We start from the raw sequence: 26817 nt of genomic DNA on the forward strand, positions 1-26817 counted from the left end.
TGCGATTGAATGTTTCTATTATATCAATTGCTTCGCATTAATGCCCACGATCAATGCATTTAGATTTCAGCAATTGAAAACAAAAAACCCCGCAGGTGCGGGGTTTTTCAGTAAGTCTGTTAACTGATTACTCAGCTACGATGCTCACGTATTTACGGTTTAAAGGACCTTTTTGTTCGAACTGAACTTTACCAGTTGCAGTTGCGAATAATGTGTGGTCTTTACCCATACCTACGTTTGAACCTGCGTGGAACTTAGTACCACGTTGACGTACGATGATGCTACCCGCTAGAACTGATTCGCCACCGAAACGCTTAACACCTAGGCGTTTGCTTTCTGAATCACGACCGTTACGAGTACTACCAGCTGCCTTCTTATGTGCCATCTTTCTGTACCTCTAAATTAAGCGCTAATGCCAGTGATTTTAACTTCAGTGAACCACTGACGGTGGCCCATCTGCTTACGAGAATGCTTACGACGTCTAAATTTAACAATCTTAACTTTCTCGCCACGACCGTGAGAAACAACCTCAGCTGTTACTTTGCCACCGTTTACGAACGGTGTACCGATCTCGATTTTCTCACCATTAGCAACTAAAAGTACTGTGTCAAATTCAACTGCTGCACCAGTTTCAACGTCTAGTTTCTCTAGACGAATCGTTTGACCTTCAGTCACACGGTGCTGTTTACCACCACTTTGGAAAACCGCGTACATAATTAACTCCGTCTGTGCGCCCTCAAATCGACGCAACTAAATATTCTTCAATAGGGCGCGAAGTCTACGCTAAAACACCCTTATTGACAAGCGTATTTTTCAATTAATTGATTGAAAAAATGGCGCCGACGAGGACATAAAAAAATTTTCCTTATTTTATCTTTTTTTAACCGCTTGCCAAGGGGATTAAGCACTTTTTAGACAATTAATTTGCCTTTCATTATTTTTTTACTACGAAACCAATAAAAACGTCGGTTTCGTGCGAAAGAGTCGAGCAATGCTGAAAATTCATGTACAATTCACCGCGCAATTCCCCGAACAATCGACGTGGCACGGAACGGAGTTAAATGGATATAAAAGCTATCCAGACGCTTATCGATGATGATATGAACAGCGTCAACAAGTTAATATATGCACAAATGCAATCAGACGTTGCACTGGTTAATCAGCTAGGGCTCTATATAGTCAATAGTGGTGGTAAGCGTGTTCGTCCTATGCTTGCTTTGCTAGCTGCCCGCGCTCTGGGATACCAAGGTGACAAGCACATTACCCTGGCAACGATCGTTGAATTCATTCATACCGCTACCTTACTTCATGATGATGTCGTCGATGAGTCAGCTCTACGCCGTGGTGAACCAACTGCTAACGCCGAGTTTGGCAACGCAGCAAGCGTCCTAGTTGGCGACTTCATTTATACTCGTTCTTTCCAACTTATGGTTGGCCTTGGACAAATGCGTATTATGGACATTCTAGCCGATGCTACAAACGTGATTGCCGAGGGCGAAGTGTTACAGCTGATGAACTGTAACGACCCAGATACCACCGAGCAGAGCTATATGCAGGTGATATATTCGAAAACTGCAAAGTTATTTGAAGCTGCAACGCAATTAGCCGCTGTCATTACAGAACAGAGCAGCGATATCGAAGAAGCCATGCGTTTATACGGTATGCACTTAGGTACCGCATTCCAACTGGTTGATGATGTATTGGACTACAGCGCTGACGCTGAAACTCTGGGTAAGAATATTGGCGATGATTTAGCAGAAGGGAAACCTACCTTACCGCTTATCTATGCCATGACAAAAGCACAGCCTGAACAAGTCGCTCAGATCCGCTCAGCAATTGAGCAAGGCAATGGCCTTGAACATCTCGATGATATTCTTGAGACACTCAAACAAACAAAGGCGCTGGAAATCACGATGGAGCGCGCCCAGCAAGAAGCTGATAAAGCCATTGCGGCGCTATCTTTCCTTGCTCCGAGTGCTGAAAAAGATGCGCTCATCGCACTTGCGAATATCGCAGTTAAGCGCGATCACTAAGCTTCACTGATAAGTGAGCACAAAAAAGGCCAGCTGTTGCTGGCCTTTTTCGTTACTGTCTTTTCACCCATTACGCCATCGCGTTCTGAAGCTTTTTCATTGCGCTTTTCTCTAGCTGACGTACACGCTCTGCTGAAACATCATATTTCTGTGCCAACTCTTGCAATGTTGCCTTTTCATCAGCCAACCAACGAGACGTCACGATATCTTGTGAACGCTCGTCTAGCGTTTTAAGCGCTGAGAATAAACGAGTATGCGATTGCTCTTGCCACTGCTCTTGTTCGACTGACTCTGCCAAGTCTGAGCTATTATCAGTTAAGTACTGCACTGGGGAATAGGTTGTGCTAACGCCGCTATCATCGTCATCGTTAGTTAAGTCGAAGCCCATGTCCTGGCCGCTCATGCGCGATTCCATTTCACGTACTTCTTTTTCACTCACACCCAGCTCATTAGCAACTGTTGTTACTTCTTCTTGGTTAAACCAACCAAGACGCTTTTTGTTCTTTCGTAGATTGAAGAATAATTTGCGCTGCGCTTTCGTTGTCGCAACCTTAACAATACGCCAATTTTTTAATACGTACTCATGGATTTCAGCTTTGATCCAATGAACTGCAAAAGACACCAAACGTACACCGACGCTTGGATCAAAGCGTTTCACCGCCTTCATCAAACCAATGTTACCCTCTTGAATCAAATCAGCTTGAGGTAAACCGTATCCACTGTAACTTTTAGCAATGTGTGCAACAAAACGTAGATGCGACATGATCAACTGCTTCGCAGCGCTTAAGTCACCCTCTTCTTGAAGCCTAGTCGCCAACCGGCGCTCTTCCTCGGCCTCGAGCATAGGAATGGTGCTAACCGCTTGCAAGTATCCTTCGATGCTCGCGCTCTGCTGACCAACTGTTAATGCGAGTGCATTTAAATTTGTGCTCATTATTCACCTCGGATGATTTATTCTTCATCAAAATTTAGCACTCTAAAAGCGAGAGTGCTAAAGCATTGTAACCTTTGACTGCATGCATATCAAGAAGTTCTCAACACTTGACAAATAACACCTAACTTAATGTTTTAATTGAAAATAAATAAAAAATGAAACATTTAGAAATATTAAAGTTTAATTAAATTAGGTATTAATTTAGAGACAAGCTAGCAAAGTGGGTCTGAATAATTCGTGAACTTTAGCAGCCGATAATGAGCATAGCAGCTCATTATCGAAGTCGCTGATATTTACACCTTGTCAGGCTCGATTTCTTTGATATAACGGCGCACTGAAAGATACGAGCCACTGAAACCTAAGAATCACAGCAAGTGAAATTAAAATTAAAAACTCTTGCGCATTAAGACCTTGGAGAATGAAGTTTGATTGATATATGCCAGTCACTGTTTCTACTGCAGATTCTAACCACCACATCATGAGTAGGTTACAAATCAGTGCCACAAAGCCACCTACGACACCATACCAAATACCTGTCCATAAAAAAGGTGACTGAATGAAGCCGTTGGTTGCTCCAACAAGTTTCATCACCTGTATTTCAGTACGCTTATCCATAATCGATAAACGTATTGTGTTTCCTATGATCAAAATGACAGAGCTTAATAGCAACATTGCTATTGCAATGACACTTTCTTTTAATAAGTTGAGTATGGCATTTAGGCGTTCCAGCCACTCAATATCGAGCTTACCAAAATCAACCTCACGCTCCTGTTGCAACTTACGAAGTAACGCTTTAGCTGACTGCGGGTTTCGGTGGCGTTCAGTGGGCGTGACGAGAACGACATCAGGCAAAGGGTTATCGTCGAGGTAATCTAGGGCGTTGGCAAAGCCAGATACCTGCTTAAATTCTTCTAATGCTACATTCTTGCTTATATAGCGCACGTCTTCCACTTCACTAAATAATGCAAGACGCTTAACCAGAGATTGCGTTTGCTGCTCACTCATTCCTTGTTTTACAAACAAAGAAATTTCAGCTGCATTATCAAATCCACTGCTGACTTTTTGAACGTTTTTAACCACCAAATATAACGTAGATGGCAAGGTTAAACTCAACCCAAGTACTAAAATAGTCATCAAAGACGCTGTGGGCGTTCGCCACATTTCACCTAGACTTTGGACTCCTTGACGGATTGTATTAAAAACAGCGAAGTACTTACGCGCAAAAAAACCGTGCCCTTTGCGTTGGAACTCAGTTTCCCTACCTTTGAATAACAAACTCATAATGCGGGCTCCTGAGCTAGTGGATCCGTCAATAAACGGCCATTTTTCAATGTCAGACTGCGATACTTCATTCTCGCTATCAAGCCCAAATCGTGAGTTGCAATCAACACAGAGGTACCATGCTTATTGAAATCTTCGAACAGTCGCAAGATTTCCATCGACAGCTCGGGGTCAAGGTTACCCGTTGGTTCGTCCGCGAGTAAAATAGGCGGTGAATTGACAATGGCTCTGGCGATCCCGACACGTTGCTGCTCACCACCAGACAAAATTTGCGGGCTGCAACGCGCTTTATCTGCTAGGCCGACTTTGTCTAGCGCCGCAGACACACGTTTCTCTATTTGTTTACGATGTGCACCTTCGATGATCAGTGGTAAGGCAACGTTGTCGAATACAGAATAACGGTCGAGAAGACGGTGATTCTGGAAAATAATACCAATATCACGTCGTACATAAGGGATTTGGTTTTGTTTGATAGCACTTAAGTCGACACCATTAATTGCAACACTCCCCGTTGAGGGACGTTCCATCAAACTAATTAACTTGAGCAGCGTACTTTTACCTGCGCCACACTGTGGCCAGTTAGAAAAGCCAACTCACCTTTGCCAATATGAAAGCTGACCTTCTCTAACGCCATGTGCCCACCGGGGTAGGTTTTGCTCACCTCTTGGAATTTTATCATTATTATTATTTCCCAATGTGAAGTGCTAGTTATTGCTCACCACTAAATAGCGCTTCAATAAAGTCGTCGCTTTTAAATGTGCGCAAATCGTCAATACCCTCACCTACACCAATATAACGGATCGGTGTTTTAAACTTGTCTGCTATGGCAAAGATGACTCCACCTTTGGCAGTACCATCGAGCTTGGTTAAGGTAATCCCTGTCAAACCAACGGCTTTATCAAACAAATTAACTTGGCTAATTGCATTTTGACCTGTTCCAGCATCAATGGTCAACATCACTTCGTGAGGCGCATCGGGGTCAATCTTTTTCATAACTCGGGCAATTTTTTCAAGCTCTTGCATCAAGTTATCTTTGTTTTGCAAGCGACCCGCTGTATCTGCAATTAAGACATCTACATTACGTGCTTTAGCTGCTTGGAATGCATCAAATACTACCGATGCACTGTCCGCACCTGTGTGCTGTGCAATTACGGGAATATTGTTACGCTCACCCCACACTTGTAGCTGTTCAACAGCCGCTGCACGGAAAGTGTCACCAGCAGCAAGCATGACTGACTTGCCTTCATTTTGATATTGCTTGGCAAGCTTACCAATGGTGGTTGTTTTCCCCACGCCGTTTACACCGACCATTAGAATGACAAACGGGCCGTCCTTTTTATCAATTTCTAACGGCTTTTCTGCGGTTGCCAACATGTCAGCCATTTCTTGTTTTAACAAGTCATATAATGCATCACCGTCTTTAAGTTGCTTTCTATCTGCTGCATCCGTCAGGCTATCGATAAGCTTCACAGTGGTGTCTACACCTACGTCGGCAGTGAGCAATTGCGTTTCTAATTCTTCAAACAGTTCATCATCGATTTTCTTACCGACGAATAATGAAGCGAAACCAGAGCCGATATTTGATTTGGTTTTAAGCAGGCCTTGCTTTAAGCGAGAGAAGAAACCTGATTTTTTAGGGGTCTGTTGCTCTTGGGCTTGACGTTCTGCCTCTAGACGCGCTTCTTCTGCCGCCTGCTCTTGGGCCTGACGTTCTTCTTCTAGACGCGCTGCTTCCGCAGCTTGCTCTTGTGCCTGACGTTCAGCTTCTAGACGCGCTTCTTCTGCCGCCTGCTCTTGGGTCTGACGTTCAGCTTCTAAACGTGCTGCTTCAGCAGCTTGCTCTTGTGCCTGACGCTCTGCTTCTAGACGCGCTGCTTCAGCAGCTTGTTCTTGCGCCTGACGTTCAGCTTCTAATCGTGCTGCTTCAGCAGCTTGCTCTTGTGCCTGACGTTCAGCTTCTAGACGCGCTTCTTCTGCCGCCTGCTCTTGGGCCTGACGTTCAGCTTCTAAACGTGCTGCTTCTGCAGCTTGTTCTTGGGCCTGACGTTCTGCTTCTAGACGTGCAGCTTCAGCAGCTTGTTCTTGGGCCTGACGTTCTGCTTCCAGACGCGCTGCTTCTGCAGCTTGTTCTTGGGCTTGACGCTCAGTTTCTAATCGTGCAGCTTCAGCAGCTTGTTCTTGGGCTTGACGCTCAGCTTCTAGACGCGCTTCTTCTGCAGCTTGCTCTTGAGCCTGGCGTTCTGCCTCTTGACGCGCTTCTTCTGCAGCTTGCTCTTGAGCCTGGCGTTCTGCCTCTTGACGCGCTTCTTCTGCAGCTTGCTCTTGTGCCTGACGTTCAGCTTCTAATCGTGCTGCTTCAGCAGCTTGCTCTTGCGCCTGACGCTCTGCTTCTAATCGCGCTGCTTCGTCAGCTTGTTCTTGCGCCTGACGCTCAGCTTCTAAACGCGCGGCTTCTGCAGCTTGGTCTTGCGCCTGTCGCTCAGCTTCTAAACGCGCGGCTTCTGCAGCTTGTTCTTGCGCCTGACGTTCAGCTTCTAAACGCGCAGCTTCTGCGGCTTGTTCTTGCGCCTGACGTTCAGCTTCTAATTGCGCTTCATGCTCTTGTTGTTTCGCTTGCTCGTCTTTTTTACCTAAGCCAAACCACGATAAAAACTTACTTTTCTTAGCCATAATCTAAAACCGTAAAACTCATCTAACTTGCGCACTGAAACTGAAAAGGAGCCTTTGACTCCGTTAAGCAGCCACCATCATAACGATGATCGCTGTTGCTAGCCGCGAATATTATTTATAATTGCGCGTTATATTATCATTTTCCAAGCATATGGAAAAAGCATAAGTGAGTAAAACCATGCGCGGTAGAAAAAACCTACAAAAAGTGCCAATAGAGGCGCGGCACCTTCTGGCCAAATCAGAATTATTGGTGGTCAACATAGAGGAAGGAAGCTACCCGTGCATGACGTTGTCGGTTTGCGGCCAACAACTGACAGAGTCAAAGAAACCGTTTTCAACTGGTTAATGATGGATGTGCGTGACGCAAAAGTACTTGATTGCTTTGCTGGTGCTGGAAGCTTGAGCTTTGAAGCTCTGTCACGCTTTGCATCACACGCAACGATTATCGAACTAGACAATAGAGCAGCGCTGCAACTGAAAAGCAATGCCGAATTACTCAGTTTGGACAATGCTTCTATTATCAACACCGACGCCTTGTCTTTTGTCGGCACGGCAGCGACAGAACGATATGATTTAGTTTTCGTGGATCCACCCTTTAATAAGGGATTAGCTGGCCTTTGCTGTGAAAAGTTAGAAGCAAATGAGTGGCTTGAAAGCAATGCGCTCATTTATGTAGAGGTTGAAAATGATAATCAAGAATTTTGTGCACCGAGTAATTGGCACGTCTTAAAAGAGAAGAAAGCGGGTCAAGTTTGGTGCCGACTGTATCAGCGCAAATAATGTTTGCAGCTCGCTAAGGAGCTGCTTGAACAAGGTGTTACTCGATTTCAACACCAATGTTAGTCTGGCCGTCGGCAATAGCCAATTTGCGCAGCGCTTTAGCGTTGTCTTTATCTAGGCGTCCCATCTTTTCGACGAAATCAATCAACTCAGATAACACGCCAATTTCATATTCCATGAGCGGATGCTGATTCACATCTTTCGAAGTATACGTTTGTTCATCAAGTTCAAATTGGTACTCAACTAAACGCGCAACAGTGCCTTGTGCAATTTTGCACACATTAACGAACTCTTGATTTCTTTACTTTGCAAACCTTGTAACAAGGTCAATAAAGCTGTTGCTGCGTCAATTGCTGGGTATACACCAAAAACGTCAAAGTCATTTACTTCAGGTACGTTCGGCTCAACCTTTTCAACTAATTTTTCAATGCTAATTTTACTCTTTGGAAGAAGAATCTTCTCCCAACACAGCGCTAAAGCGTTAGTTAATACTTCCGCGTCACCAAATTCCAATGCTTCGCTAAACAATGCGTAGTTCGGCAGCATGCGTTCGAGTAACGCAGCCGCTAGCGAGGCCTTCTGAACTGTGTTCAAATCTCTGATACGCTGAAAGTTATTAGGCTTATTCATCATGCTCTTTCATACAGGACCAGCACAAATCAAAGGTTGCAGGATTCCACTGTTTACAGGAATCACACTGCCATTTTTGCGCTGATGATTTCGATTGGCGGTATTCTAGCAAGATTTCTTGAGCTACGGGCAGTTTTATGTTGTAAACCCAAACGCTCACAGAGGCTTCAGTGAAGGGGATTTCACCCAGCGCACCTTGCAGTGCTTCTCCTTTAAGTTGGCATTGTATTCCAGCATGTTCAAGCATGCCTTTTACAATGTTGGCCTCGACGCTGTGTTCTGCGTTGAAGGCCTTGACCCAAGCAAAATTCATTAAGAATCGCTTTGCAATTGCTTCTGGGCGTAGTCAAACTTAAGTTTGTATTCCATCATTTTTTCTTGGGCTTGCTCGAGCTCATCTTTTAATTCCAGATGTTCCGAACGTAAGCTATCGAATGCCTGACGGGCCTGTTTAGAGTCATTATCGATACGAGAGCGTAAACTTTCATTACGTTGCTGCTCATCACGATGACGAGATACTAACTCTTCGACCTTGCCTTTTAAGTTTTCAATTTCATTCGCTTCATCAGCGACACGTGCCTGAGCTTGCTCGAGTTCAGTAGTTAGAGCGGCTTTTTCATCACCCAATTGCTGATTCTGTTGTGCTAATTCATTAAGGTGTTTTTCAAGTTGAGTATGCTGTTGCTGCCACTTTTCTTGTTCTTTTAAAAACTCGGTTTGTTGCTTTTTACCTTGTTCAACTAACGCTTTTTGATGCTGCTCTGCTTGTTGCGCTATTTGCGCCTGAAGCTCATCAATTTTTGCTAGTTGCTCCTGCAAAGAAGCGACCTCTTGTTGAGAGTGTGTATACTGCTGCTCCAAATCCTCTTGTTGGATATGATAAGAAGCAACTTTTTCTTCCAGTGCTGAGTTCGCCTGCTTTTGCTCGTCCAAGTCAGATTTAGACTGAGCAAGCTGCTTGCTCAAGTCTTCACCCATTTGCTTCAAACGCTGAACCATCATTTGCTGGTTTTCACCTTGTTCTGATGACTCATTTAATTGTGCAGATAGATCTGAAAGTTGTTGGTTTTGGCGGCTGACTAATTGCTCATAATGAGCAAGCTGCTCAGCATAAGCTTCATTCTCTTTTTGTAAGTCGTCTAATTGTTGCTTAGCCTGTTCACTGCCTTGTTGTTGCTCAGACATTTCTTTAAGCTTTTCTTGCCATGCTTCGTTGCTTTGTCTTTGCTTTTCTAGGGCTTGCTTAAGAGATTGATTCTCTTTATCTAAGGCATTCTTTGCATCTCGTAATTCAGATACTGTCGAATGCAACTCATCGTGTTCACCCTGAGAATTGAAATGATTGCTTTCTAACTCAGTGATTCTATGCTTAAGCGCTGCTAGTTCATGTTGTTTTTGTTTTAATTGAACATGCTCATCGGCATACTGTGCATTTTCTTGCTGTGCTTCTAGTAGCTGTCTATTTTGTTTTGCATAACGCTCTTTTAGTGCAGCCAGCTCACCTTGCAATTCCTCAAACTTGAGCACCTTGTTGTGATTGGTCTTGATTGCTTGCTAATTGCGCAGCGATAAGTGCAACGCTCAATTGCTGACTTAGCTGTGACACCAATTGCCCCAACTGAGGATTGCTTGAAGAATTAGCCAGGGCTTTCGTTAACTGCTCTGGCTCAACATGAAATAAATCTGCACAGCGCTGTGCGAACTCGTGCGCCAATTTATCTGGTGCCTCATCGTGGTGAGGCTTACCATTGTTGATAGCCATTGTTCCCCCTATTGCATAAGCGCATTGCGTTATTTTTATGTTTCAACAAAGCACTTATAGGCATATACATATGCTTGATTAATCTCGCCTTTTACCTTAATTTTTAGGTAGGCGAGCCAAATTGTTAATATTAAGCCTGTAATTTGTAAAAATGTCTAGCTCATAGTTAACAATCTATAAGTATATACCTAAATAATGGAAAAAAGATGACATTAACAACCCCAGCACTGCTTTTTCCCGCTATATCTCTACTACTTTTAGCGTATACAAATCGTTTTTTGGTGCTAGCCCAATTAATCAGAGAATTAAATGCTAGAGAGGGTGAGCAAGTTAGGCCATTCGTCATTAAACAAATTGATAATCTTAAAAAAACGCATTCGCCTTATACGTACCATGCAAGGTTGGGGGGTTGCGTCATTTTTACTCTGCACGCTCGCAATGTTTGCACTGTTTATTAATGTCACATTAGTTGGCACGATTCTGTTTGGTGCGAGTCTGATTGCTCTCATCATTTCACTGCTCACTTCATTATATGAAATTCACATTTCATGCGATGCAATTGCGATTGAACTTGAATCCATTGGCCAAAAGAATAAATGAACACAAAGTCGTACCTATAACAGGTTCGGTACTTTTATTTTTAGGCTATACGCTTACATAATAATCTCTTAAACCCATCAAAATAAACTTCCCTCATAACCATTAACGCCTTATAAAACGAAGCATTAAACGTTCACGACTAACTAAGACAAATAGCTTATAAACCGTTTAACGACTTTTTCTATTTATTTTGGGAACAATGTAATAGTATTAGCAACGCATTTATAATACGACCTATATACTTACTTTAAGGGAATAAAAAGTGAGATTTGAACAACTAAAACAATTCTTAGCACTGGGTTCACTACGTCATTTCCGTCAAGCTGCAGAGCAAACAAATATCAGTACGTCTGCTTTAACTCGAAGTATTCAAACGTTAGAAGAAGAAGTAGGACATCAATTAGTCAAACGCTCGACCCGTTCCGTTGTATTAACGCTTGAAGGTGAAATGTTCCTGCAATTTTGCCAGAGCACCTTGGAAGATTATCAGAAGACCAAAACGCAGTTGGATAAAGTTAGCGGCAAATCAAATAACTTACTCGTTGTTGGCTATACAAATTATGCCAGTGCTGTCGTGCCTATTTCCTGTGGTCAATTTATGGCTCGTCATCCAGAAATAAAGATAGAAATGCAAATGCAAGAAAGTGACGCTTTGCATACTATGCTCAAGCGTGGCGAAATTGATGTGTTTGTCAGCGAATACACCCCCAATTCAAATAACGTGGACGTTCAGCTGCCAGACCAGTTACTGCTGTTTGCACGACGAGACCACCCACTCGCAAGCAAAGGCCACATAACAATGACCGACCTCGCCCCCTATTCATTGTTGGGATGCTTTTCTCAGAGTTTGCACTTGCAAGCAATGATTGATGAAGCTGCTCAATCTATGCATAAGTCCAGTGATATTCGCTTAGGTAGCATTGATGAAGTAATTAATTCAGTCCGCCAAGGGCAAAATATCGCTTTAGCTGCCATCGAACATTCAGGACAGATACATAGTCACGCTGACCTCGTACAGATTGCAACTAACTTTCAACAACCTAACCATGAACGTCTGGTAGTGAAAACTCACGCCCAAACAGCGCATCAAAGTCACGTTGATGAGCTACTCAATGTGATAACTCAAACAGCAAAGAGTCATGGCTTAAACGCCTAAAACATTCATTGAATTTTATGAAAAAAGCGTAACATAGACCTTTAATATGCCTTTGAATACAATTGTCTGTTCTCAAAGGCATATTTAAATTCTTTATTTAACGCGTTGAGAAAGTACTCACTGCTTTTGATTTTCGGCGGTATACTTGGCCACCCTTAATTACCCTTCGACCCATGTGAACACAGAATTGTTATTCGGCCGTATTCTTGATGATATTTACCAGCAAGGTTACGCTGTTATTGAGAACGCCCTCTCTCCTGCGATCATCGAGCAACTATATGTAGAAGCTGCGAACCAAGTTTGTGACTTTTTACCCGCAGCTATTGGCCGCCAGTCAGACCTTCAACTCAATGAAGAAGATCCGCAAAGATAAAACACTTTGGTTCAGTGGTGAATCTACCGCACAGAGAGATTATTTAGGTGTAATGGAGGCGCTGCGTACGCAAATAAACAGGCATTTTTACCTAGGTTTGTTTGATTACGAGTGCCATTTTGCATGTTACCAAGTCGGCGACTTTTATAAAAAACACTACGACGCATTCAAAGGTCGCTCGAACCGTGTGATGACTACAGTTCTGTATTTAAATACACCGTCAGAGGGCGGTGAATTAGTCATTTACCAACCGCGCTCAAAACAAGTTGCTCAACGTGTCGCGCCAAAAGCCGGTACACTCGTGGTGTTTGAAAGTGAACGCTTTATGCACGAAGTATTGCCCGCAAAAGAGGAAAGGTTTTCGATAGCGGGATGGTTCCGTAAAAACGCCTCCATCGGTGGTGTTATCGACCCACCAAAGTAAGCTGCAGCGCCAAGTAACTTGGCGCCACACCTCAAAGCAGGCTCACAGCCAAGCCTAAGAAAATAATTAAGCCAACATAATGATTATTTAGAAATGCACTAAAACATGCATCTCTATCACGATTGCGGCATAGATAAAGCTGTCGAATCAATAAGCATATGGCCAAGACTAAGCCCAGCCAGTAAGGCCAGAACAACGCCATCGTAACGCCAATATAGGCCATAATGGCAATAAATAAGGCATTAAGTAGTGCAACGATGGCCAAGTCGTATCGACCAAAGAGAATTGCCGTCGACTTCACTCCTATTTTCAAATCATCGTCTCTATCGACCATGGCATATAAAGTGTCATAAGCGACTGTCCACACTAGGTTGGCAAAAAACAACAACCAAGCTTGCATAGGCACCGTTTCTAAAATAGCCATATAGGCCATAGGAATCGCCCAACTAAACGCGGCTCCCAACACCACTTGTGGTAAATGAGTGTAACGTTTCATGAACGGATAGCACGCCGCTAAGCCAAGCGCAGCGAAAGACAAAGCAATGGTTTGCCAATTAAGCAGTAGCACTAACAAAAAAGCGATGACGATGAGCAACGTAAATAAGCTCAACGCCTCTCCTGCACCTACCTTGCCCGCAGCTAATGGTCGCGATTGAGTCCGCTTCACTGCTGTGTCTACTTTTCTATCCGCAAAATCATTGATAACGCAGCCTGCGCTGCGCATAACAAATACACCTGCCGCGAAAATCAGTACCAATTCAATTTCTGGCCAATCAGCTCCAGCTAACCATAATGCCCAAAATGTGGGCCAAAGAAGTAAGTATGTACCTATGGGTTTGTCCATACGCATCAGTTGCTTGTAATAGGGCCAATGCTGTGATTTCAGTGCTGCAAGTTTCATAGGTATGGGTAAGATCCGGGTAAAAACACTTCACATACCATGATGTGTTGATCAGTTAAGTCAAAACGACTGCGACGCCCCCACAAAGGTTGCTGCGGCAAGTTAAAGCTATCACATAAATCGGTAATATTTTGATTAGTGCTAAAGTCAGCGACCTGTAGTTGTTGACGACAAAGATGAGGGTCTCGAAATATCACTTCTCCCAAAGGCTGGGAACCCAAGTGAGACAAATCAACATTTGAATGTGGTTGTGAATATTCAGGGATCCAGCTTTGGGCATACACCATAGGTTTGTTATCACAAAACAAGATGACTTCTCGCACCCGCACGTGTGCAGATTGCTTGTCAAAAAGCTCGTTGTGATAGCCTTGCACTGGCAAAACCTGCTCACTTATAACCTCAACTGCAAACTGTTTACAATGAGTTTTAAGCCTTTTAGTTAGTGAGTTAGGCTCTATAAGCCAATCTAGAAGAGAATGGGCTACAGAAACGTTATCAACGTTTTGCCAATTTGCTTCCAGCGACAAAGGATAGGTAGGCAAAAGAACGACTCAATCATTAAATGTACACGGCGCGATCATACCACTGCTCCAGCTCACGCTAAAGTCATCTCCTTAAAGTTGTGCAAATACAGGGAGTTCTTTGGCCCACAAACTATACCTATGCGGAAATTCGCTTGTATTTACAATAAACCTAGACGATAAATCACCAAGCAAGCTAAGATAGAAATAACACAACTAATCAGAACTTACTGTCATTATGTCTTTAGCTTTTAAATCATTGGTCACGTTGATGTTGTTAGGCTTTTCCTTTGCGCCACTAAAGGCCTCAGCCGATGTTGGGTATTACGGATTCGAGCCAGATATCGTCGCTAATTACATCAGTCAATCTAGCCGTAAACTGGGATATGTTCGGGTAACCGTTGATTTAATGTTAGAAGACGTCAACAACATCACCGTTGTAGAACACCATATGCCATTACTACGCGATGCTATCGTTGAAATCTTGTCGCAAGAGCCTGAAGAGAAAATAAAAAGCTTAACTGGCCGAGAGGAAATTCGTCAAAAGTGTATTGACCGAGTTAAAAACTTACTACAACAAGAAACGGGCAAAGACATTGTTCGTGATGTGCTATTTACCAAATATCTATATCACTGATAGCTTTTGCAGTGAAGTAACCTGCAGATTTACAATAAAAAAACCAGCTCATTGAGCTGGTTTTTTTGGCTTACTTTCAACGAATTCTAAGGTTATTCCGTTTCTTCTTCAGCAAGTGACGCTACTTCACCTTCTTCAGGTTTGATAGTTGCTTTTAGTAGCAACATGTCTCGTAGCTTACCTTCAATTTCATTTGCAATTTCAACATTTTCCTTGAGGAACTTGATTGAGTTTGACTTACCTTGACCCACTTTAGAGCCATTGTAGCTGTACCATGCACCTGACTTTTCTATAAGCTTGTGCTTCACACCTAGGTCAATGAGCTCACCTTCTTTAGAAATACCTTCACCATACATAATGATGAACTCAGCCTGTTTGAATGGCGGCGCCACTTTGTTCTTAACTACTTTTACGCGCGTTTCGTTACCGACAACCTCATCACCATCTTTCACAGAACCTATGCGGCGAATATCTAGACGTACCGATGAATAGAATTTAAGCGCGTTACCACCTGTGGTCGTTTCAGGGTTACCAAACATGACGCCAATTTTCATACGAATCTGGTTAATGAAGATACACAAAGTGTTTGAACGTTTGATATTACCCGTTAGCTTACGTAGTGCTTGTGACATCAAACGTGCTTGTAAACCGACGTGGCTATCTCCCATGTCGCCTTCAATTTCAGCTTTAGGTGTCAAAGCCGCAACTGAGTCAACAATCACTACATCTACAGCACCTGAGCGCACTAGCATGTCACAGATTTCAAGTGCTTGTTCACCTGTGTCAGGCTGTGAAACAAGTAAATCATTTACGTTTACACCCAGTTTCTCGGCATAAACTGGATCGAGCGCGTGCTCTGCATCAACGAACGCACAGGTTTTACCTTGGCGCTGCGCTTGTGCGATCACTTGTAAAGTGAGCGTCGTTTTACCTGATGATTCAGGACCATAAATTTCAACTACACGACCCGTTGGCAAACCACCAATACCCAGTGCAATATCGATACCGAGTGAACCTGTAGAAATTGCTTCAACGTCCAAAGCTTGACTATCGCCTAGCTTCATAATCGAACCTTTACCAAACTGGCGCTCGATTTGTGAAAGGGCTGCACTCAAAGCTTTTTGTTTGTTATCGTTCATTATTCTCTCCAAAATCATTGACCGCTAAGTTCGGCTTTTGCTCGGTTAAAGACTTAGCTTAATGACATCTAGTATACTGTATGAAATTACAGTATCAAGCAGATTCTAAAATTTTTAATGTCATCTGTAATGCATGGTCTATTGCCTGCTCTCGTACATGTGCTCGATTGCCACTAAACACCTGCTTTTGCACCTCTAGCTGCTGATCAAAATAAACGGCGAACCACACCAGGCCAACTGGCTTTTCAGGGGTTCCACCATCGGGGCCAGCAATCCCAGAGGTCGCTATAGCCACATCAGCGGCCGCTGAATTAGCCGCACCAGTGGCCATTTCACTCACGGTTTGTTCGCTCACAGCCCCATATTGTTTGAGAGTTTGTGGACTGACCCCTAGCAAAGAGCTCTTAACTTCATTACTGTATGTAACCGCACCTTGTGCAAAATAACGCGAGCTACCAGGCGTGTCTGTGATCGCATAAGCAACACCGCCGCCCGTACATGATTCAGCGGTAGTGATCATCATCTGCTTATCCGTTAAAATACGCCCCAGTTGTGCAGCAAGGGTTTGCGTGTTCGCAGCTAACTTCTGTTTTGAATTCATAACCATCCTTAATCGAGTGAGTGCATGTCAGCTAGTCTCTACAGTGAAGATAATATAAAACAACAAACACCCATGATGCAGCAATACCTGCGCATTAAAGCTCAGCATCCTGATATTTTATTGTTTTATCGGATGGGTGACTTTTATGAAGTGTTCTTTGATGACGCCATACGCGCAGCAGAATTACTCGATATCTCGCAAACATTTCGAGGCAAAGCCGGTGGCGACCCCATCCCTATGGCGGGTGTACCATATCACGCGGTCGAGAATTATTTGGCGCGTTTGGTTCAACTCGGTGAATCTGTAGCCATTTGTGAGCAAATTGGTGACCCAGCTACCAGCAAAGGGCCGGTGGAGCGCAAAGTTGTGCGTATCGTCACCCCAGGTACCATCACCGATGAAGCCTTACTTAAAGAACGCCAAGATAATTTACTAGTCAGTGTCTACGAAGGTAAGAACGACCATTTCGGCGTGGCCTACCTCGACATTAACTCGGGGCGCTTTAACATCGTTGAATGTGCTGATATAGATGCGTTTAAATCAACGTTGCAGCGTCTCAATCCTGCAGAACTCCTCTACCCAGAAACCTTTGCTAATTTGGCGCTTATCGAATACCAAAACGGAACGCGCCGACGTCCAGAGTGGGAGTTTGACTTAGATACTGCACTCACTTCATTGTGCCAGCAATTTGGTACGCAAGACTTGATTGGTTTCGGAGTTCACGATGCAACATTAGGGCTTGTAGCAGCAGGTTGCCTACTACAGTACGTAAAGGACACGCAACGTACCGCTTTACCACACTTAAAGGCAATTAGCCTAGAGCAAGACGCGCAAGCCGTGGTACTCGACAGTGCAACACGAAAGAATCTAGAACTTACACAAAATCTCAGCGGAGGCATTGAAAATACCCTCGCTGCAGTGTTGGATAAAACGGCGACGCCGATGGGTTCACGCTTACTCAAGCGTCGTATTCATAACCCTATACGCTGTCGTGAAGAACTAAACTTACGATTGTCAGCTATCAGTGAGGTGATCGAAAATAACTGGCACATGGAACTGCAGCCCTTACTTCGTAACGTGGGTGATGTAGAGCGTATCGTTGCTCGTTTAGCGCTGGGCAACGCGCGTCCTCGCGACTTGTCTCGCCTTCGCTCGGCTTTACAAGTGTTGCCTGAACTACAAGATATCATCGGCACCAGTGCACAAAGACGCATGACGCAAATTAGCACAGCCTGCCAACCAATAGATGAGCTCGTCGACTTACTCGAGCGCGCCATCATTGATAACCCACCTGTGCTCATTCGCGATGGCGGTGTCATTGCCGAAGGTTACAACGATGAGCTCGATCATTGGCGCAATCTATCTCAAGGGGCCACCAACATTCTAAGTGAGCTCGAAGAACGTGAGCGTGAAGCAACCGGTATCAGCACCCTAAAAATTGGTTACAACAAGGTGCATGGTTTTTATATTGATATCAGCCGTGCCAACTCGCATCTCGTACCTGAGCATTATATCCGTCGACAAACGCTCAAAAATAACGAGCGCTATATCATCGCCGAACTTAAAGAGCATGAGGATAAAGTGCTGAAAAGCCAGTCTCAAGCGCTGGCGCTCGAGAAACAGCTGTATGAAGAGCTATTCACATTAATCTCGCCATACTTAGCGCAATTACAACATCTTGCTGGCGCACTCAGTGAGCTTGACGTACTAAACAACTTAGCCGAACGTGCACTGACGCTCAATTACTGTAAACCAGAGCTCAGCGAAAATGACACTATAAACATCAGTGAAGGCCGTCACCCCGTTGTTGAACAAGTGATGAAAGACCCCTTCATAGCCAACCCTGTGTCGCTTAATGCACAGCGCCGCATGCTAATGATCACGGGCCCGAATATGGGCGGTAAATCGACCTACATGCGTCAGACAGCATTGATAGTACTTATGGCTCATATCGGTAGCTATGTACCGGCCGCACAAGCGCACATTGGTCTTGTTGATCGTATTTTCACCCGTATAGGCGCTAGCGACGACTTAGCATCTGGTCGTTCAACGTTTATGGTAGAAATGACTGAGACTGCAACAATTTTAAATAACGCCACCCAGCATTCGTTGGTATTAATGGATGAAATTGGCCGTGGTACGAGTACGTATGATGGTCTTTCATTGGCGTATGCGACAGCGGATTATTTGGCGCACAAGATCAATGCTAAAACCTTATTTGCGACCCACTATTTCGAGTTAACAGAGTTAGCTGAGCAGGAGTCAGGCTTGGTCAATGTGCACCTCGATGCCATCGAGCATAACGACACCATTGCCTTTATGCACAAAGTCTTAGAAGGGCCCGCAAGCAAGAGTTTTGGTTTACAAGTAGCAGCCCTTGCAGGTGTGCCAAAAACGGTGATCAGCAACGCTAAACGTAAGTTGAAGCAACTAGAACAGCAACCGACTATAGGCAACGCAGCACAGGATGGACAAATGGACTTGCTAGCTGTTGAAGCACAGCCTAGCGCTGTTGAGTTGGAGCTGGAGCATATCAATCCTGATGACTTATCACCTCGCGAAGCACTTGATATCTTGTATAAGCTCAAAGCCTTAGCGAACTAAAAAACGCCGCCCAAAAGGGCGGCATTTTTGTGTAATCTTTATTGATTTACAGCTGCTCGAATAAGCTTTCAGTATTGAGGCCTTCATGTTGCAACATGTCTTTGAGTCTGCGCAAAGCTTCTACCTGAATTTGTCTCACTCGTTCACGAGTAAGGCCTATCTCACGACCTACGTCTTCAAGCGTTGAAGGTTCATAGCCCAATAAACCAAAGCGACGAGCAAGCACTTCACGTTGTTTAGGGTTTAGTTCGTCTAACCAGTGCACGATATGACTGTTAATATCGTTGTTCTGCACTTCACCTTCTGGACCACGGCCTTTTTCATCAGCAATGATATCCAACAACGCTTTGTCGTTATCGCCACCAATAGGTGTATCCACTGACGAGATTTTCTCGTTTAATCGCAGCATTTTTGACACGTCCTCAACAGGTTTATCAAGACGTTCTGCAATTTCTTCTGCGGTAGGTTCGTGGTCAAGCTGTTGTGTCAATTCACGCGCGGTGCGTAAATACACATTCAGCTCTTTAACAACATGGATGGGTAAGCGGATAGTGCGCGTTTGATTCATAATTGCACGCTCTATCGTTTGGCGGATCCACCAGGTGGCGTACGTTGAAAAACGGAATCCTCGCTCCGGATTCAATTTTTCAACGGCGCGAATAAGGCCCAAGTTTCCTTCTTCAATCAAATCAAGTAGGGCTAATCCACGGTTATTGTATCGTCTTGCGATTTTGACGACGAGTCTGAGGTTACTCTCAATCATTCGCTTGCGTGATGCTTCGCAACCACGTAATGCTTTGCGCGCAAAATAGACTTCCTCTTCCGCACTTAATAGCGGAGAAAAACCTATCTCGCCGAGGTAAAGTTGTGTGGCGTCAAGATTCTTGACGTTGTCATCCTTGGCGAAGATTTCATCCTCCGCACTATCTTCCTCAACTTCTTCTAAAAGCTCTTCTTTTGGTTCATCCAAAACTTCTAGATCATTACTGTTGTCATGCGTGGTTTCAAGTTTTGCGGTTCGACCCATCCGAGTACCCTCCCATGTAATCTGGAATAATTCCGTATACCCAAATTACTGCTGTTGCCCGTCTCGCTATGGTAAAAAATTAGCTGGGTTTACCGCTTTGCCCCTATATCGTATTTCAAACCGAAGTGCCGTTATAGAAGACTCAGTATTACCCATTTCCGCTATTTTTTGCCCAGCTTTGACATCCTGTTTTTCTTTCACTAGTAAACGCGAGTTGTGCGCGTATGCACTTAGATAATCATCGTTGTGTTTCACAATGATTAAATTACCGTATCCTCTTAGTGCATCCCCGGCATAAACAACCACACCATCTGCCGCTGCCAAAACTGACGTTCCTGTTTTATTCGCTATTTGCAATCCTTTGTAGCCGTTTTCACGGTTGGAAAAACCTTGAGTTATTTTTCCTTTGGTGGGCCATTTCCAGGTTATTTTGTTAGCGCTATCTGATGATTTGCTAACATTTTTTTTACTAGCTTGTTTCTGAACATACTCCCGTTGTATCGGCTTAGCAACTTCTTTCTTTACATTTTTATAAGGTTTTTGCTCTATTTTTCTAGGTTTTTTACTCGAATTAGTGTATCGTTCGGCCTTTTTCTTTTTTAGCCACTGAGATTCTAAGTAAATGAGTTGGTTAGGATAGATGGTGTAAGGTGGCTTGATACCGTTTATTTTCGCGACTTCGCGAACATCTTTCTTGGCACTGAAAGCAATGGCGTACAGGGTATCGCCTTTTTGTACTCGGTAGTGTTCGCCTTGAATATTAATTTTTCGTGAAACTTTTGCACGTTCAGTATCGAGTGATGACACAGGTGCAGGAGCATTTCTTGAAGAGCAGGCGCTGAGAACACATGTAGCCAGTATGATGATACTGGTATATTTCAGATGCATGCAGCGCCCTTCCATTAGCTAGCGATAAATTAAATATAAAACGATTGCGAGGCCAACTACAAGCCAACCTAATACTTCAACATATTGACGCAACTTTTCTTCCATTCTCGCGCCACCAAATTTCATCAATGCCGCAACCAAGAAAAAGCGCGCTCCTCGCCCCACAGCAGAAGCCAGCAAGAAGGGTAAAAACGCCATGTGTAGTAGACCAGCCCCAATCGTAAACACCTTGTAGGGGATTGGGAAAAGCCAGCTAAAAAGACAATCCATACTCCATAGTCTTTGAACCAAGTCAGAGCATGTTCGAACTTATCTTGCCAACCCATGGATGCGATAACAGGTTCAACAATCGGTTCAAAAAGCCAAAAGCCGAGCGCATATCCTAAGATCCCACCAATCACCGACGCTAAAGTTGTTAACAAAGCAAAGTACCATGCTTTATTCGTATTCGCCAGACACATAGGTGCCAACATTACATCTGGGGGAACAGGAAAAATAACAGATTCTGCGAAACTCATGCCTGCGAGGTATCGCTGTGCATGACGATGGCGTGCCCAACGCAATGCGGCATCGTACAAAGGGGTAAATAAACGCAAGGGGTTTCCTTAAATTATATCGCCAGGGACCAAAGGCACAAATCGAACATCGGCCATGACTTGTTGTTTAAACTCATTTTTTTCGCGAGTATACAGCATCAACTTTTGTTCGACATCTCCGATAGGAACGATCATCACACCACCATCGTCAAGCTGCTCAAGCAGTTGTTGAGGTACCGACGCAGCTGCAGCTGTAACAATGATCCCTTGGAATGGCGCCTGCGATGCCCACCCTTGCCAACCGTCTCCATGCTTCATTGTCACATTGTACAAATCCAATTGATGTAGACGTCTTTTCGCTTGCCACTGCAGGGCTTTAATACGCTCCACTGAATATACTTTGTCGAATAGTTGCGCCAGAATTGCACTTTGATAGCCTGAACCTGTGCCAATTTCTAGCACTTTAGATGTGACGCCATGAGCGCGCAAAATTGCGGTCATATGTGCAACGATGTAGGGTTGAGAAATAGTCTGCCCTTGCCCAATTGGTAACGCCGTATTTTGATAGGCTTTATGTTTGAGTACTTCATCAATAAATAAATGACGAGGTGTTTTCGCCATAACCTCGAGTACACGCTGATCGATGATCCCTTCTTGAGCTAACAACTGGGTCAATGAACCTGCGCTGCGTTGGAAGTTACTGATCATTATTTACTCCGCTAACCATTGCTTTAGGGGTTCAATACTCTCTTTCGCGGTCATATCCACACTCAGGGGAGTAACGGAAGCATACCCTTCGCGTATAGCTGCAAAATCAGTCCCCTCTCCTGCATCTAACTCTGGCCCAAGTGATCCATACCAGTATACTTTTCTGCCCCATGGGTCTCGTTGCGCGGTCATGGTTTCCGCTTTATGGCGTGCTCCCAAACGCGTTACCTTAATACCTTTGAGCTCGGTGTAAGGAACATCAGGAACATTGATATTCAAAATTTGGTCTTTGGGCAATGGGTGACTCTTGAGCTTATTAATAATATCCACAGTGACCTGCGCAGCTGTTTCAAAATGATTACACTCTCTACTTGCCAGAGACACCGCGATTGCCGGCAGCCCCATATGTCGACCTTCGGTGGCAGCTGCCACTGTGCCAGAATACAATGTATCGTCACCCAAATTAGCACCGTGATTTATGCCTGCCACCACTAAATCGGGCTGATCAGTAAACAACGCGTTCAATGCCACATGAACACAATCTGTCGGAGTGCCATTAACACTATAAAAGTCGTTGTCGAGTTGCTGAGCACGCAGTGGATTCATCAGTGTTAGCGAATTACTTGCTCCGCTACAATTTCTATCTGGCGCTACCACATCAACGGTGGCTATTCTTTTCAATGCATCATGCAAAACTGAAATGCCTTTCGCATGGACGCCATCGTCATTACTCAGCAGAATCTTCATCATCACTCCTTGCAATACTTTGTTCACTGGCACGGTAATTCACCAGCTCTCGCAACAATGCGGTCGCGAAACACCCTTTTTTTAGAGAAAAGCTTAATTCAATGGTATTTTCGTGGGGCATACTCACCGTTAAATTTTCTGGGTACAGACGCAGCATACGTCGCTCTGTTTTCAAGCCAATATCCGCTAATCCTAAACACCACTTGTTATACGGTTCAAGCCAAATCCGCTCTTCTTCAACTAAACCTTTGTCACCTTTACCTACCATAGGAGCTGAGAGCTCTATGTCTCCTTCCACCAGTCTGGTAATGTTCTCAGGTGTTATTGCGTCAGTAAAAAACGCATTGCTGCCACTTAACATAAACACTTCATGTTTCAGGGTTTTTGCAAGCCCATGCTCGGCAACGCGCAAGCTCACTAATTGGTTAAAAATATAAGAGCGTGCCGCAGAAATCACCATAGACCTTAGTTTACGGTCGCGAATGGCTTCGCCATTGAACATGCGCTCGGCCATTTCTAAATTATGCCCACCATGACCAAATCGCTGCTCGCCAAAATAGTTAGGCACCCCTTGGCGCACGGCGTTAATACGGCTCAACACCTCTAATGGCTCACTGACGTCGCGCAGCACAATAGTGAAGCGATTACCTTTATGACAACCAATACGTAACTTGCGACCATGGCGCACTTGTTTGGATACAAAAATGAAATCGTCGTTTAAGGCGCTAAAATCAACATTTTTCTTTATTGGTACTGGCACACTGAACCACTGAGAACACACACCTTGGCGGTCTTTTTGGCCTGCATAACTCACATCGCGGGGCGCTACATTGGCAAGTTTTGCGATAGCTTTAGCTACGGCAACCGTATTGATACCGCGCTTGATGATGTGTAAACACACATGCTCACCACTGCCATCAAGCTCAAACCCCAATTCCTCATCAACGATGAAATCTTCTGGATTTTGCTTAAACACGGCGGTGGCACTGGGTTGGCCATAAAGGTACTCAAGCCCTTCTAGGGGGTAAATATTAGTGGTCATGATTGCTGAACCAACACCGCTACCGCATGGGCAGCGATCCCTTCTTTGCGCCCAGTGTAACCCAACTCCTCAGTTGTTGTTGCCTTGACATTGACCTGCTCCATCGCAACCTGCATATCTTCTGCTAGACACGCTCGCATGGTATCAATGTGCGGACGCATTTTGGGGGCTTGCGCGACAATGGTTACATCGATATTACCCACCTTATAGTTTCTCGCGTGTACTTCACTCATCACTCGGCGCAACAATATACGGCTGTCGATACCTGCAAACTCAGCACTGGTATCAGGAAAGTGTTTACCAATATCACCGAGCGCCAGTGCTCCTAGAAGAGAGTCGCACAGCGCATGAATTGCGACGTCACCATCTGAATGCGCAACAAAGCCTTGGTCGTAATCAATTTTAACGCCACCTATGGTTAGTGGCCCTTCGCCACCAAAACGGTGCACATCAAAACCATGGCCAATTCTAATCATAAAAACTCCGTAACTTGTTGTGCTAATAGGAAATTAGCCAATTGCAAATCTTCAGGGGTCGTTATTTTAAAGTTATCGCTACGTCCACAGACCAAACGCACTTTGTGCTGAGCCCACTCCATCGCTGAAGCTTCATCGGTAATGGCAACCCCTTGGGCGAGCGCTTGGGTTAACGCTTGGCGCAATGCCTCATATGGAAAAAACTGTGGCGTGAGCGCTTGAAATAAGTGGTCGCGAGGCACAGTTTCATGCACGTAGTCATCGCCGCGTTTGATAGTGTCACGCACTTTAGCGGCTAATATGCCACCTTCACCACTTTGCAGACATTGTTTAACAAGGTTATTGATATCCGCAACATCCACGAGTGGACGCGCAGCGTCGTGTACTAGTACCCACTGTGGAGGATTATCAGCAAGTGCATCCAATGCCGCCAATACGGAATCAGCGCGCTCTTTACCACCGATCACTGTGTTTACTATGTTGGTGTTCAGGGCTAAAGAATGGAAATAATCATCCGTGGCGCTAATAGCCACTAAGATATGATGCACATCATCAACTCGAGAGAGTTTATTTAAGGTGTGTTCTAAAACGGTTTTACCTTGCAATTCAATATATTGCTTTGGCAGCTGCGATTGCATCCTGGAACCAACACCTGCGGCTGGGACGATAGCTACAATGCCATTTGGGTTAGTCATATAACTTCTTTATATCGTTATTTTGATTCATTTTGTTTACTAGGGAGAACGCGATAAAACACTTCATTAGGTTTTATCATTCCGAGCTCATGACGAGCGCGTTCTTCGACCCCTTCAAGATCAAGTTTGAGATCTTGAATATCTGCTTCAAGCAACTTGTTTCGCTTACTCAGTTGCTGGTTGGTTTGTATGTGAGACTCAACCGCTTTACTTAGGCGCGTGTAATCTTCTACACCATTGTGCCCAAACCACAGTAAATACTGCAGATAAGAGAGTAAGACAAACAAGCCAAGTTGAAATAAACGCATTAGCTATCCTTCATTGGCAGCGGTTGCTTAAAGTTTTTCCAATTAATCCGCGTAGTCAGGAGCATTTCTCTGAGGCTCAGCGTCCGCGGGGAACTCACTTTATTTTGCTGCCATCTATGCCCACAACATGCAGGCGTAAAATTCTTTTTATTTGGCACCAGTAACTGCGCGTGTAGAGCAACACTGAGGCGCGAATCTTTGTAATGCCCGTCTAAGTCAAACCAGCCAGCCTGATTACAGTGCACGCGATTACTACTGACCTGATCTAAGGTATCAATCGTAACGAATTGCATATGCCCTTGCGTAACGAGCAAGGGGACTAAGATCCCGACGTGAGCATTAGCACTGTAAAATGTGCGATTGGCGTCGCAATCAATACTGGGTGGCTTGGTAGATTGCTTCGCGATCCAACTGCCATTTTGCCCATCTAAGGTTAACGGGCAATGACCATGGACGATATGAAATGCAGCGCGCTCCACGTAATAAGGCAAACTATCTAACAAACGGGAAACTCGCTTGGGATCAGGTTGCGTGGCACATTGTTGACTCAAACGATGCAATTCACGGGCATAAAACGCATTACACAACTCGGCATACAGCACCCGCTGCTGGTCAAGTGCAAATAAGTCTGCTTGCTGCGATGATTCTTGCCGCACGTTGCCTCCCAATCGTTGTGCTTAAGTTTATACCATAGTTGCACAAAATTTGAGAAGCTACGCGCATACAAATAGCGCTATTGTGGCTGTATTCCTAGACGCGCAAATCCTGATTCCATAAATTGCACCACTTGCTTGCGCTTTTTACCTACCAAAAAGCTGCCATCCGCCAAAAACATAAAGTTTTGCCAATGTGCTTTAAACACATCAAAGCGAGTTTCAATGACGTCATCTTTGCTCAAACAAAAATACACTGTGGTGTTATCTTGCCAGTCTAAGTGAGCAAGAATTTCTTCAGGGATAGCCTTGCCATCTTCAAACGCACGCTCCCAAAAGACGTCATCGGCAGCAAAGTTTTGCGCTTGCTTAACCCAATCTGCGTCGGTGAAAAAGTCGGGATGATCTTTGTCACGGCTAATAAAGGTCGTCCACAGCACGGCTGAACGTACAGGCGTCATTGGTTTTATATGCGCCAATTGCTCTGTTGGGATTGTTAATTCTCGGTGCCTAAACACCCATGCCTTCGCGTATTCATCCAAAGATAAGTAATTCATTCGTGCTTATGCCTACTGCACCGCAATTTATGGCGCCTAGTATACCTTTCTAGAACCGCGCTGTCACAAGGCTAACTTGGTCAATACATGTAAATATGGCAGACTGGGGTCAGACCAGTATTAGGAGATGTGTC

25 protein-coding genes and 7 pseudogenes are annotated in these 26817 nt (G+C 44.4%); 7 read left to right on the top strand and 25 right to left on the bottom strand.

All coding sequences use genetic code 11. The features are described from left to right. Positions 1-127 precede the first annotated feature (127 nt). Together rpmA and rplU are read right to left on the bottom strand one after the other, a co-directional pair. The gene (rpmA, locus tag ACH19P_RS13975) at positions 128-385 is read right to left on the bottom strand and encodes a 50S ribosomal protein L27 (RefSeq protein ID WP_347390504.1); all 258 of its coding nucleotides are present in this window, start codon (positions 383-385) and stop codon (positions 128-130) included. A 17-nt stretch (positions 386-402) separates the two neighbouring features. Then, a complete protein-coding gene (gene rplU, locus ACH19P_RS13980; protein WP_105199571.1) occupies positions 403-714 on the bottom strand; it encodes a 50S ribosomal protein L21 in 312 nt (103 codons plus the stop codon). 347 nt (positions 715-1061) lie between these two features. Here rplU and ispB point away from each other — a divergent pair, with 347 nt between their 5' ends. After that, a complete protein-coding gene (gene ispB / locus ACH19P_RS13985) occupies positions 1062-2033 on the top strand; it encodes an octaprenyl diphosphate synthase (protein WP_462159152.1) in 972 nt (323 codons plus the stop codon). Positions 2034-2103: 70 nt separating this feature from the next. Here the strand turns inward: ispB and rpoH are convergent, their stop codons facing one another. The 4 genes and pseudogenes from rpoH to ftsY form a co-directional block, all read right to left on the bottom strand. Beyond that, entirely contained in the window at positions 2104-2967 is an 864-nt protein-coding gene (rpoH, locus tag ACH19P_RS13990) for an RNA polymerase sigma factor RpoH (RefSeq protein ID WP_462159153.1), read from the bottom strand. Positions 2968-3260: 293 nt separating this feature from the next. Then, positions 3261-4248 (bottom strand): annotated as a pseudogene (ftsX, locus tag ACH19P_RS13995) (permease-like cell division protein FtsX). Then, positions 4245-4927, bottom strand: a pseudogene (gene ftsE / locus ACH19P_RS14000) (cell division ATP-binding protein FtsE). Before ftsE ends, ftsX begins: the two co-directional pseudogenes overlap by 4 nt. A gap of 29 nt (positions 4928-4956) precedes the next feature. Further along, positions 4957-6918 (bottom strand): signal recognition particle-docking protein FtsY, encoded by a 1962-nt coding sequence (ftsY, locus tag ACH19P_RS14005; protein WP_462159154.1) that lies wholly within the window; start codon positions 6916-6918, stop codon positions 4957-4959. Positions 6919-7146: 228 nt separating this feature from the next. On the opposite strand from ftsY, the pseudogene rsmD reads away from it, so the two are divergent. Beyond that, positions 7147-7698: pseudogene (gene rsmD / locus ACH19P_RS14010) on the top strand (16S rRNA (guanine(966)-N(2))-methyltransferase RsmD); the annotation flags it as partial. A gap of 37 nt (positions 7699-7735) precedes the next feature. Here rsmD and ACH19P_RS14015 read toward each other — a convergent pair. From ACH19P_RS14015 to ACH19P_RS14030, 4 genes and pseudogenes are all read right to left on the bottom strand, one after another. Next, positions 7736-8331, bottom strand: a pseudogene (locus tag ACH19P_RS14015) (YjaG family protein). Then, positions 8321-8641 carry a putative signal transducing protein gene (locus ACH19P_RS14020; protein WP_462159155.1) on the bottom strand — a complete coding sequence of 107 codons (321 nt, stop codon included), beginning with the start codon at positions 8639-8641 and terminating at the stop codon, positions 8321-8323. Before ACH19P_RS14020 ends, ACH19P_RS14015 begins: the two are co-directional and overlap by 11 nt. Beyond that, a complete protein-coding gene (locus ACH19P_RS14025) occupies positions 8641-9855 on the bottom strand; it encodes a hypothetical protein (protein ID WP_462159156.1) in 1215 nt (404 codons plus the stop codon). Before ACH19P_RS14025 ends, ACH19P_RS14020 begins: the two co-directional genes overlap by 1 nt. Then, positions 9842-10090: a hypothetical protein gene (locus ACH19P_RS14030; RefSeq protein WP_462159157.1), complete on the bottom strand. Its 249-nt coding sequence runs from the start codon at positions 10088-10090 to the stop codon at positions 9842-9844. Before ACH19P_RS14030 ends, ACH19P_RS14025 begins: the two co-directional genes overlap by 14 nt. A gap of 206 nt (positions 10091-10296) precedes the next feature. Here ACH19P_RS14030 and ACH19P_RS14035 point away from each other — a divergent pair. From ACH19P_RS14035 to ACH19P_RS14045, 3 genes and pseudogenes are all read left to right on the top strand, one after another. After that, positions 10297-10690 (top strand): annotated as a pseudogene (locus ACH19P_RS14035) (DUF2721 domain-containing protein). Between the two features lie 262 nt (positions 10691-10952). Then, positions 10953-11846: a LysR family transcriptional regulator gene (locus tag ACH19P_RS14040; RefSeq protein WP_462159158.1), complete on the top strand. Its 894-nt coding sequence runs from the start codon at positions 10953-10955 to the stop codon at positions 11844-11846. A 175-nt stretch (positions 11847-12021) separates the two neighbouring features. Beyond that, positions 12022-12643 (top strand): annotated as a pseudogene (locus tag ACH19P_RS14045) (2OG-Fe(II) oxygenase). 31 nt (positions 12644-12674) lie between these two features. On the opposite strand, the gene ubiA reads toward ACH19P_RS14045, so the two are convergent. Together ubiA and ACH19P_RS14055 are read right to left on the bottom strand one after the other, a co-directional pair. Continuing rightward, a complete protein-coding gene (gene ubiA / locus ACH19P_RS14050; RefSeq protein ID WP_462159159.1) occupies positions 12675-13544 on the bottom strand; it encodes a 4-hydroxybenzoate octaprenyltransferase in 870 nt (289 codons plus the stop codon). Further along, positions 13541-14086 (bottom strand): chorismate--pyruvate lyase family protein, encoded by a 546-nt coding sequence (locus tag ACH19P_RS14055; RefSeq protein WP_462159160.1) that lies wholly within the window; start codon positions 14084-14086, stop codon positions 13541-13543. The genes ubiA and ACH19P_RS14055 overlap by 4 nt, the downstream gene beginning before the upstream one ends. Positions 14087-14336: 250 nt before the next feature. Between ACH19P_RS14055 and ACH19P_RS14060 the strand changes: the two genes are divergently transcribed. Continuing rightward, entirely contained in the window at positions 14337-14702 is a 366-nt protein-coding gene (locus ACH19P_RS14060; RefSeq protein ID WP_462159365.1) for a flagellar basal body-associated protein FliL, read from the top strand. A gap of 92 nt (positions 14703-14794) precedes the next feature. Here ACH19P_RS14060 and recA read toward each other — a convergent pair whose 3' ends face one another. Further along, positions 14795-15841 carry a recombinase RecA gene (gene recA, locus ACH19P_RS14065; RefSeq protein WP_462159161.1) on the bottom strand — a complete coding sequence of 349 codons (1047 nt, stop codon included), beginning with the start codon at positions 15839-15841 and terminating at the stop codon, positions 14795-14797. A gap of 94 nt (positions 15842-15935) precedes the next feature. Continuing rightward, entirely contained in the window at positions 15936-16442 is a 507-nt protein-coding gene (locus ACH19P_RS14070; protein WP_462159162.1) for a CinA family protein, read from the bottom strand. Between the two features lie 24 nt (positions 16443-16466). Between ACH19P_RS14070 and mutS the strand changes: the two genes are divergently transcribed. Next, positions 16467-19046, top strand: a complete 2580-nt coding sequence (gene mutS, locus ACH19P_RS14075) for a DNA mismatch repair protein MutS (protein WP_462159163.1) — start codon at positions 16467-16469, stop codon at positions 19044-19046. Between the two features lie 46 nt (positions 19047-19092). Here the strand turns inward: mutS and rpoS are convergent, their stop codons facing one another. The 11 genes and pseudogenes from rpoS to ACH19P_RS14130 all read right to left on the bottom strand — a co-directional run bounded on the left by rpoS (position 19093) and on the right by ACH19P_RS14130 (position 26683). Beyond that, positions 19093-20073 carry an RNA polymerase sigma factor RpoS gene (rpoS, locus tag ACH19P_RS14080; protein ID WP_462159164.1) on the bottom strand — a complete coding sequence of 327 codons (981 nt, stop codon included), beginning with the start codon at positions 20071-20073 and terminating at the stop codon, positions 19093-19095. A 66-nt stretch (positions 20074-20139) separates the two neighbouring features. Next, entirely contained in the window at positions 20140-20961 is an 822-nt protein-coding gene (locus ACH19P_RS14085; protein ID WP_462159165.1) for a peptidoglycan DD-metalloendopeptidase family protein, read from the bottom strand. An 18-nt stretch (positions 20962-20979) separates the two neighbouring features. Next, positions 20980-21557: pseudogene (locus ACH19P_RS14090) on the bottom strand (YqaA family protein). Between the two features lie 9 nt (positions 21558-21566). Next, positions 21567-22205, bottom strand: coding sequence for a protein-L-isoaspartate(D-aspartate) O-methyltransferase (locus ACH19P_RS14095; RefSeq protein WP_462159166.1), 639 nt, complete (start codon positions 22203-22205; stop codon positions 21567-21569). Positions 22206-22208: 3 nt separating this feature from the next. Then, positions 22209-22952, bottom strand: coding sequence for a 5'/3'-nucleotidase SurE (surE, locus tag ACH19P_RS14100; RefSeq protein ID WP_462159167.1), 744 nt, complete (start codon positions 22950-22952; stop codon positions 22209-22211). Further along, positions 22933-23994, bottom strand: a complete 1062-nt coding sequence (gene truD, locus ACH19P_RS14105) for a tRNA pseudouridine(13) synthase TruD (protein ID WP_462159168.1) — start codon at positions 23992-23994, stop codon at positions 22933-22935. Before truD ends, surE begins: the two co-directional genes overlap by 20 nt. After that, a complete protein-coding gene (ispF, locus tag ACH19P_RS14110) occupies positions 23991-24470 on the bottom strand; it encodes a 2-C-methyl-D-erythritol 2,4-cyclodiphosphate synthase (protein ID WP_462159169.1) in 480 nt (159 codons plus the stop codon). Before ispF ends, truD begins: the two co-directional genes overlap by 4 nt. Next, positions 24467-25165, bottom strand: a complete 699-nt coding sequence (gene ispD / locus ACH19P_RS14115) for a 2-C-methyl-D-erythritol 4-phosphate cytidylyltransferase (protein WP_462159170.1) — start codon at positions 25163-25165, stop codon at positions 24467-24469. The genes ispF and ispD overlap by 4 nt, the downstream gene beginning before the upstream one ends. A 17-nt stretch (positions 25166-25182) precedes the next feature. After that, on the bottom strand, positions 25183-25473 hold the full coding sequence (ftsB, locus tag ACH19P_RS14120) for a cell division protein FtsB (RefSeq protein ID WP_462159171.1): 291 nt from the start codon (positions 25471-25473) through the stop codon (positions 25183-25185). Beyond that, positions 25473-26129 (bottom strand): hypothetical protein, encoded by a 657-nt coding sequence (locus ACH19P_RS14125; protein ID WP_462159172.1) that lies wholly within the window; start codon positions 26127-26129, stop codon positions 25473-25475. The genes ftsB and ACH19P_RS14125 overlap by 1 nt, the downstream gene beginning before the upstream one ends. Before the next feature lie 77 nt (positions 26130-26206). After that, positions 26207-26683, bottom strand: a complete 477-nt coding sequence (locus tag ACH19P_RS14130; protein ID WP_462159173.1) for a DUF2947 family protein — start codon at positions 26681-26683, stop codon at positions 26207-26209. Positions 26684-26817 lie beyond the last annotated feature (134 nt).

Source organism: Pseudoalteromonas sp. GB56 (assembly GCF_054923835.1).

Excerpts from the sequence above, each read along its gene's own strand:
- ACH19P_RS14020 (WP_462159155.1), bottom strand. The coding sequence starts at position 8,641 with ATGAATTTTGCTTGGGTCAAGGCCTTCAACGCAGAACACAGCGTCGAG.
- ACH19P_RS14030 (WP_462159157.1), bottom strand. The coding sequence starts at position 10,090 with ATGGCTATCAACAATGGTAAGCCTCACCACGATGAGGCACCAGATAAA.
- ACH19P_RS14085 (WP_462159165.1), bottom strand. The coding sequence starts at position 20,961 with ATGCATCTGAAATATACCAGTATCATCATACTGGCTACATGTGTTCTC.
- ftsY (WP_462159154.1), bottom strand. The coding sequence starts at position 6,918 with ATGGCTAAGAAAAGTAAGTTTTTATCGTGGTTTGGCTTAGGTAAAAAA.
- ACH19P_RS14095 (WP_462159166.1), bottom strand. The coding sequence starts at position 22,205 with ATGATCAGTAACTTCCAACGCAGCGCAGGTTCATTGACCCAGTTGTTA.
- recA (WP_462159161.1), bottom strand. The coding sequence starts at position 15,841 with ATGAACGATAACAAACAAAAAGCTTTGAGTGCAGCCCTTTCACAAATC.
- ubiA (WP_462159159.1), bottom strand. The coding sequence starts at position 13,544 with ATGAAACTTGCAGCACTGAAATCACAGCATTGGCCCTATTACAAGCAA.
- mutS (WP_462159163.1), top strand. The coding sequence starts at position 16,467 with ATGTCAGCTAGTCTCTACAGTGAAGATAATATAAAACAACAAACACCC.
- truD (WP_462159168.1), bottom strand. The coding sequence starts at position 23,994 with ATGACCACTAATATTTACCCCCTAGAAGGGCTTGAGTACCTTTATGGC.
- ispD (WP_462159170.1), bottom strand. The coding sequence starts at position 25,165 with ATGACTAACCCAAATGGCATTGTAGCTATCGTCCCAGCCGCAGGTGTT.
- ftsB (WP_462159171.1), bottom strand. The coding sequence starts at position 25,473 with ATGCGTTTATTTCAACTTGGCTTGTTTGTCTTACTCTCTTATCTGCAG.
- rplU (WP_105199571.1), bottom strand. The coding sequence starts at position 714 with ATGTACGCGGTTTTCCAAAGTGGTGGTAAACAGCACCGTGTGACTGAA.
- ACH19P_RS14060 (WP_462159365.1), top strand. The coding sequence starts at position 14,337 with ATGTTGTTAGGCTTTTCCTTTGCGCCACTAAAGGCCTCAGCCGATGTT.
- rpoH (WP_462159153.1), bottom strand. The coding sequence starts at position 2,967 with ATGAGCACAAATTTAAATGCACTCGCATTAACAGTTGGTCAGCAGAGC.
- ispB (WP_462159152.1), top strand. The coding sequence starts at position 1,062 with ATGGATATAAAAGCTATCCAGACGCTTATCGATGATGATATGAACAGC.
- ACH19P_RS14130 (WP_462159173.1), bottom strand. The coding sequence starts at position 26,683 with ATGAATTACTTATCTTTGGATGAATACGCGAAGGCATGGGTGTTTAGG.
- ispF (WP_462159169.1), bottom strand. The coding sequence starts at position 24,470 with ATGATTAGAATTGGCCATGGTTTTGATGTGCACCGTTTTGGTGGCGAA.
- rpmA (WP_347390504.1), bottom strand. The coding sequence starts at position 385 with ATGGCACATAAGAAGGCAGCTGGTAGTACTCGTAACGGTCGTGATTCA.
- rpoS (WP_462159164.1), bottom strand. The coding sequence starts at position 20,073 with ATGGGTCGAACCGCAAAACTTGAAACCACGCATGACAACAGTAATGAT.
- ACH19P_RS14070 (WP_462159162.1), bottom strand. The coding sequence starts at position 16,442 with ATGAATTCAAAACAGAAGTTAGCTGCGAACACGCAAACCCTTGCTGCA.
- surE (WP_462159167.1), bottom strand. The coding sequence starts at position 22,952 with ATGAAGATTCTGCTGAGTAATGACGATGGCGTCCATGCGAAAGGCATT.